This window comes from Bifidobacterium catulorum (assembly GCF_003129925.1).
GTDB classification, from domain to species: domain Bacteria; phylum Actinomycetota; class Actinomycetes; order Actinomycetales; family Bifidobacteriaceae; genus Galliscardovia; species Galliscardovia catulorum.
Genome location: NZ_QFFN01000026.1, coordinates 24,835 through 31,582, shown reverse-complemented (window position 1 = coordinate 31,582; position 6,748 = coordinate 24,835). Strand labels below are relative to the sequence as shown.

Below are 6,748 nucleotides of genomic sequence, written 5' to 3'. Positions count from 1 at the left end.
CCCCCCCCTACAGCCGTGCCACCCGCCCGACGATGGCGGCGTCTCCGGTGAGCTCCACGCTTCCGTCGTCCACATGCACCATGAGGGTGCCGCCGCGCACGGCGATCGTCCAGTCGTCGATGCCGGACAGCCGGCGCAGGGTGACCGCGGTGGCGCACAGCCCGGTGCCGCAGGAGAGCGTCTCGCCGCAGCCGCGCTCGTTCACCCGCATGAACGCCGTGCCATGGTCCGCGATCCGTTCGATGGACTCCACCCGCACGAACTCGGCGTTCTGGTCGGATTCGAGCACGGGGTCGACCACCGGCTTGGCCGACAGGTCGAGCCCGTCCACCGTCCCCAGCGAGGCGTCGTCGGCGAGCCCGTTGCCGCTGAGGTCCTCCAGCACGGCGACCACATGCGGGTTGCCCATGTCCACGAACGTGCCGCGGGCCGAGCCCTCGTGGCCCGGGACCGTCACGCCGAACGTCCTCGTGGCCCCGCAGGACCATGCGCCCATGTCGATGCGGAACACGTTGCGTCCCAGCCCTTCGACCGCGCCCAGCGAGGTGAGCGTCTTCACGCCGGCCCGCGTGCCCAGGCGGAACGGTTCGCCTCCCGGCCCGGCCGCGTATCCCATTATCTGGGCGAACAGGGCTGTCACGCGGGTGCCGTTGCCGCACATCTCGGCGAGCGAGCCGTCGGCGTTGCGGTAGTCCATGAACCAGTCCACGCCCGCAGCCTCGAACGCGGCCACCCGTCCGGCGTCCAGGTCCGACACATGCCTAGGATGCGTGAGCCGCAGCAGCCCGTCGCCGCCGACGCCGAAATGACGGTCGTCGAGGAAGCGAATCTCGTCGCCGGTCGGCTCGTATTCGCCGTCCGGGTCGGCGTAGACCACGAAATCGTTGCCGGTGCCATGTCCTTTGTAAACAGTCTGGGGAATGCTCATGAAACCCAAGACTATGGCAGTGAACCGACTAATCTGGTAGCGGACGCCGGGAGGACGCATGTCCCCTCCCGTACCATCGGACGCATCGCGTTCCCATCATCCAGTAAAAGGAGTGTCATATGTCGTCGAACGCACCCATTGGAGTGTTTGATTCCGGTCTTGGCGGGCTTTCCGTGGTCCGACGCCTGCGCCGCGACATGCCGCACGAATCCGTGCTGTATTACGGCGACAGCGCCCATGCTCCGTACGGCGTGCGCACCCCCGGGGAGATCCGCGGCTTCTGCTTCGACATCTGCGACCGTTTCGTCGAACGCGGCGCCAAGGCCATCGTCGTCGCCTGCAACACCGCCACGTCGGCCGCCGTCAACGACTTGCGGGAACGCTACGGCATCCCGATCATCGGCATGGAACCCGCGTTGAAGGTGGCCTGCGACCGCGGCCACGGCGTGCGTCAGCACATCATCGTGGCCGCCACCCCGCTGACGCTGAAGGAACGCAAGTTCGCCGACCTGTTGCATCGCTTCGACACCGAACACGACATCCGCAAGCAGCCATGCCCGCAGCTGGTCCGCATCGTCGAATCCGGCGACCTGGGCGACCACGACCTCGTCATGGACACGTTGCACGGCTACTTCGACCAATACGACCTGGACTCCATCGACAGCGTGGTGCTCGGCTGCACGCATTTCGTGTTCTACCGCGACTATTTCCGCGAGCTGCTTCCCGCGCATACGGCCATCATCGACGGCAACGAGGGCACGGTCAACCATCTCGCGGTCGTCCTCGAATCGTTGGGCGCCCTGGCGTCGGAGGACCATATCGGATCGGTGGACGTCGATAATTCGGACACTTCCGAACGCATTGTCGACCTTTCCCACGCTTTGCTCGGAGAATAGACGAACAGTCGCCTTTGACGTCGTAGACTACGGAGATGACGCATGGCGGGATCATGCGCATGAAGGGGCGCGCCTCCTTGAAGGGGCATGCCATGTACCGTTGCGAACCCTGAAGGGAGTCGTCATGAAGACGGGGATCATCGACGTCGGAGGAGGATTCCGCGCCATCTACGGGGCCGGCGTGGTCGACCGGCTGCTGGAGGACGGCACGCGCATCGATTACGCCATCGGCGTGTCCGCGGGCAGCGCGAACCTGACGTGCCTGCTGTCGCGGCAGAAGAACCGCACATACCGCTTCTACACGAGCTACGCGTTCCGCCGCGAATATGCGAGCACCTATAATTTCGTGCACGACCGCAACTTCGTGCATCTCGACTATGTGTACGGCACGTTGTCGAACCATGACGGCGAGGACCCGCTCGACTACGATGCCGTGGCGAACAGCCCGATCGAATACTACGTGGTGGCCGCCGAAGCGGAGACCGGGCTTCCGCACTACTTCCCCAAGTCGCGCATGCATCAGGACGACTACGACATCTGCAAGGCGTCGAGCGCGGTCCCCGTGGCCTGCGAACCGTATGTGGTCGACGGCGTGCCGTATTTCGACGGCGGCATTGCCGACCCGATACCGGTGCGCAAGGCGTTCGACGACGGCTGCGACAAGGTGGTGGTCGTGCTCACCAGACCGAAGGACGTGCTGCGCGAGCAGCAGCGGGACAAGGGTCCGGCGGCCATTCTGCGCCGCTCGTATCCCGCGTCCGCCGAACGGCTGCTGAACCGCTATAAGACCTACAACGACGAGGTGGAGCTGGCGAAACGCTACGAGGACGAGGGCAGGGTGCTGATCCTCGCCCCCACCGACCTGTACGGACTGTCCACGCTGCACAAGTCCTACGAGGGACTGAATCTCATGTACCGGCGTGGCTACGCCGACGCCAAGGCCATAGCCGGGTTCCTCGCCGAATAGACGACGCTGACGACCGACCTGGCAGACGCGGCCGACCGACCCGACGTCATCGGCGACACGGACGTCACCGACACGGACGTCACCGACACGGACGTCACGGCGTCACGGCGACGCACGCGGCGTCGATGGCGACACGCCGAATCCGTCATCGCCGCGGACGGCATTCGCTGCCGGCATTCATCCCCGGGGCGCTGTGCGGCGGGAATGTTCCCACTGCGCCGCGCCACCGCCATCGACCCATGCAACAAATCCCGCCGGGGCTTGTTTTGTCATCTGAAAGCGAACATGTTGCCGCGATTTGCCTTAATCGTCTTCTATAGTGGGTCACGATACACATACAACAAAACATGGGAGTTTTGCTATGACCACCGTAGCCATCGTCGGTTGCACCCACGCGGGGACGTTCGCCGCGCAGTCCATCCTTCAGGCCCATCCCGATTGGGACGTGCACGTCTACGAGCGCAATGACACGCTGTCGTTCCTGTCCTGCGGCATCGCCCTGTGGGTCGGCGACCACGTCTCCGACCCGAAGAAGATGTTCTACTCCTCCCCCGAGGCGCTGGCCTCGCTGGGCGCGACGATGCACATGGAGCATGATGTGCTGTCCGTGGACGTCAAGGGCGGCTCGCTCGTCGCGAAGGACCTGAAGACCGGCGAGGAAAGCACGCTGAACTTCGACAAGCTCGTCGTGACGACCGGCTCCAAGCCGGTGACGCCGCCGATCCCGGGGCTCGCCGAGGGCCTTGAGGACGGCCGCGTGAAGCTGTGCAAGAACTGGGGCCACGGCCTGGCCATCAAGGAGATGGCGAAGAACGCGAAGAGGGTGGCGGTGATCGGCGCCGGATACATCGGCGCGGAGCTGGCCGAGCAGTTCAGCGAGATCGGCGTGCAGTCCGTGCTGATCGACGGTCTGGACCGCGCGCTGGCGAAGAACTTCGACAAGCCGATCTCCGACGTGGTGGAGAAGGCGTTCACCGACCACGGCGTGACGCTCGCGCTGGGCCATATGGTCAACGAGTTCCGTCTCAACGATTCGGGCACCGTGACGGTGGTGACGTCCGAGGACGAGTTCGAGGTGGACTGCGCGATCATGGGCGCTGGCTTCCTGCCGCGCACCGACCTGTTCGCCGGGCAGCTCGACATGCTGAAGAACGGCGCAATCACCACCGACGAATACATGCGCGCCACGATCAGCGGCGAAAGCGAGCCGTCGCAGGACGTGTTCGCCGCCGGCGACTCCGCCACCGTGTTCTACAACCCGACCGGCACGTACGACTACATCCCGCTGGCCACGAACGCGGTGCGCCAGGCGCTGCTCGTGGGCGCGAACATCGTGGAGCCCACGCAGAAGTACATGGGCACGCAGGCCACGAGCGCCGTGCAGCTGTATGACCTGTCGCTGGCCGCCACCGGCCTGACTCAGGGCGGCGCGGAGGCACGCGGTGTGACCGTGCGTTCCACCACGCTGACGCAGGACTTCCGCCCGGCGTTCATGCTCACCACCACGCCGGTGACCGCCACGCTCACCTGGGATCCCCAGACGCGCAAGATCAAGGGCGCGCAGTTCCTGTCGAAGCAGCCGGATGTGGCGCAGGCCGCCAACGCGGTGTCCATCGCCATCCAGGCGGGCTTCACCATCGACCAGTTGGCGAATGTGGACCTGCTGTTCCAGCCGAACTTCGGCCAGCCCGTCAACTACCTCGCCGCAGTGGCCATGCAGGCCGTCGCGGAGGCGTGAGACGCGTCACGCCTTACGGTGTGCAACCTCCCTCATCAGAGGGAGGTTTTTCATTGCTCCACTACTGCACGCTGTTGATGTCACGCACCCCACTGACGTCATGCACGTTCCCGGTCTCCAGCTCACCGCCGAACGCGCGCTCGAACGATTGCGAGTCCACGGCGATGCGGTTGCCCTCGTTGCGGCCGGAGAACGCGGCCTTCTCGGCGATGTCGAGCGCCTGTTTGAGGTCCTCCAGCAGGTCGAACACGTCCTCGATGCCGACGGACAGGCGGATCAGCTCGTCGCTGATGCCGAGCTTGAGCCGCTCCTCGCGCGGCACCTCGAAATGGGTCATGCGCGCGGGGAACTCGGCGAGGCTCTCCACCGCGCCGAGGCTCACCGCCAGTCGGAACACGTGCAGGTTGTTGAGCACGTCGGCCGGGTCCACGCCCTTCTTCACCTCGAACGAGAGCACGCCGCCGAAGCCGTTGAGCTCGCGCAGCGCGAGATGGTAGTCGGGGGAATCCGACAACCCCGGATAGTGCACGTCGGCGACGACCGGGCTGTTCCTGAGGAACCGGGCGATGGTCAGCGCGTTCTCCTGCTGCCGGTCCATGCGCAGGGCCAGCGTCTGGATGCCGCGGCGCACGGCGTCGCATTCGGCGGGGGCGAGCACGCCGCCGAGACGGTTGAGGGAGAAGTAGAGACGTTCGGCGATGTCCCTCTCGCGGGCGACGGCGAGGCCGGCGTTCACGTCGGAATGGCCGGCGAGGTACTTGGTGGCCGAATGCAGCACGATGTCGACGCCGACGTCGAGCGGCCGCTGCAGGTACGGGGTGAGGAACGTGTTGTCGACGATGGCGATGGCGCCGTGCTCGTGGGCGATGTCGGCGAGCGCGGCGGTGTCGTTCACCTTGAGCAGCGGGTTGGTGAGGGTTTCGAAGTAGATGGCCTCGACGTGCTCGCCTTCGTCCTCGACGGCCTTGAAGACCTTGTCGACGAGCCTGAGGTCGGTGGTGTCGATGGGGTGGAAGACGAGTCCCCATCGGGTGAAGTGCTCGTTGATGAGCGAGTAGGTGCCGCCGTAGATGTTGTCGCTGACGATGATGTGGTCGCCGGGCTTGAAGATGGCGAGCGCGGCGTGGATGGCGGCGAGTCCGGAGGCGAATGCGAAGCCCTGACAGCCGTGTTCCAGCTGGGCGATCTGCCGTTCGAGGAACTCGCGGGTTGGGTTGCCGGACCGCGCGTAGTCCCAGCGAGGCGTGTCCTCCACGGATTTGAACGTGTAGGTGGAGGAATTGTAGATGGGCGGGTTCACCGCGCCCGTGTTGTTGTCGTCCACCGGTACGCCGTGTACGAGCTGCGTCTTCAATCGTGCCATCGTCTTCCCCTTCGTCGTTGTCGTGGTCGTCGTAGGCGTCGCGGCCGCCTGACGCCGCGACGTGCATGGAAAAGTCCGTTGGTAATCAGCTAACCGCGGGATGACGCCGCTTTCAAGCCCGCGAGCATAGGTAAAATCTATATGGCGTGCGACCGGCGGCCGTATGGCAACGATTGATAGCCGGTCATAGATTTTGTCGTTGACCCATCGGTGCCGTCGTGAGGTGCCGTCATGAAGTACCATCATGAAGTGCCATCATGGGTCGGAAAGGGGCGATGCCGATGTTCATCCGTCATGCGACGATGGCCGATCTTGATGCGGTCGCGGCCGTGGAGGCGGCCTGCTTCCCTCCGGCGGAGGCTGCGTCACGGGAGGATCTGCGGCATCGTCTGAAGTCGTATCCGAATCATTTCTGGCTGCTGTTCGACGACGACACCAATGTCGACGACACTGCTGACGACGGTGCCGAGGCCGGCGAAGGCCGTCTGGTGAGTTTCGTCAACGGCATGACGACCGATGAACGCGACCTTGCGGACGCGATGTACGCCGACGCCTCGATGCATGACGAGCATGGCGCCTGGCAGATGATCTTCGGCGTGAACACGGTGCCGGCGTACCGTAGGCGGGGCCTTGCCTCCGCGGTATTGCGCCGCGTGATCGACGACGCGCGCGGGCAGGGCCGCGCCGGCGTGGTGCTGACCTGTAAGACGGGGAAGATCGCGTTCTACGCCCGTCTGGGATTCGTGGACGAGGGCGTGTCCGGGTCCACTCACGGCGGCGTGGTCTGGCATCAGATGCGCATCACGTTCTAAACTCGTGATGGACGATGCCGGGTCGTCGGGAATACCGGACGCCA

At 65.1% G+C, this 6,748-nt stretch carries 5 protein-coding genes and 1 pseudogene; 4 read left to right on the top strand and 2 right to left on the bottom strand.

Annotated features, from left to right (window positions below; translation table 11 throughout):
• Nucleotides 1–7: 7 nt before the first annotated feature.
• Nucleotides 8–928, bottom strand: coding sequence for a diaminopimelate epimerase (dapF, locus tag DF200_RS08335; RefSeq protein ID WP_109137812.1), 921 nt, complete (start codon nt 926–928; stop codon nt 8–10).
• Nucleotides 929–1,047: 119 nt separating this feature from the next.
• Between dapF and murI the strand changes: the two genes are divergently transcribed.
• From murI to DF200_RS08320, 3 genes are all read left to right on the top strand, one after another.
• Entirely contained in the window at nt 1,048–1,824 is a 777-nt protein-coding gene (gene murI, locus DF200_RS08330) for a glutamate racemase (protein ID WP_109137811.1), read from the top strand.
• A gap of 124 nt (nt 1,825–1,948) precedes the next feature.
• Nucleotides 1,949–2,791, top strand: coding sequence for a patatin-like phospholipase family protein (locus tag DF200_RS08325; RefSeq protein ID WP_109137810.1), 843 nt, complete (start codon nt 1,949–1,951; stop codon nt 2,789–2,791).
• Nucleotides 2,792–3,152: 361 nt separating this feature from the next.
• Nucleotides 3,153–4,529 (top strand): FAD-dependent oxidoreductase, encoded by a 1,377-nt coding sequence (locus DF200_RS08320; RefSeq protein ID WP_109137809.1) that lies wholly within the window; start codon nt 3,153–3,155, stop codon nt 4,527–4,529.
• A gap of 205 nt (nt 4,530–4,734) precedes the next feature.
• Here the strand turns inward: DF200_RS08320 and DF200_RS08315 are convergent.
• Nucleotides 4,735–5,892: pseudogene (locus tag DF200_RS08315) on the bottom strand (trans-sulfuration enzyme family protein); the annotation flags it as partial.
• Between the two features lie 275 nt (nt 5,893–6,167).
• Here DF200_RS08315 and DF200_RS08310 point away from each other — a divergent pair.
• Entirely contained in the window at nt 6,168–6,704 is a 537-nt protein-coding gene (locus tag DF200_RS08310; RefSeq protein ID WP_241520206.1) for a GNAT family N-acetyltransferase, read from the top strand.
• Nucleotides 6,705–6,748 lie beyond the last annotated feature (44 nt).

Excerpts from the sequence above, each read along its gene's own strand:
- DF200_RS08325 (WP_109137810.1), top strand. The coding sequence starts at position 1,949 with ATGAAGACGGGGATCATCGACGTCGGAGGAGGATTCCGCGCCATCTAC.
- murI (WP_109137811.1), top strand. The coding sequence starts at position 1,048 with ATGTCGTCGAACGCACCCATTGGAGTGTTTGATTCCGGTCTTGGCGGG.
- dapF (WP_109137812.1), bottom strand. The coding sequence starts at position 928 with ATGAGCATTCCCCAGACTGTTTACAAAGGACATGGCACCGGCAACGAT.
- DF200_RS08310 (WP_241520206.1), top strand. The coding sequence starts at position 6,168 with ATGCCGATGTTCATCCGTCATGCGACGATGGCCGATCTTGATGCGGTC.
- DF200_RS08320 (WP_109137809.1), top strand. The coding sequence starts at position 3,153 with ATGACCACCGTAGCCATCGTCGGTTGCACCCACGCGGGGACGTTCGCC.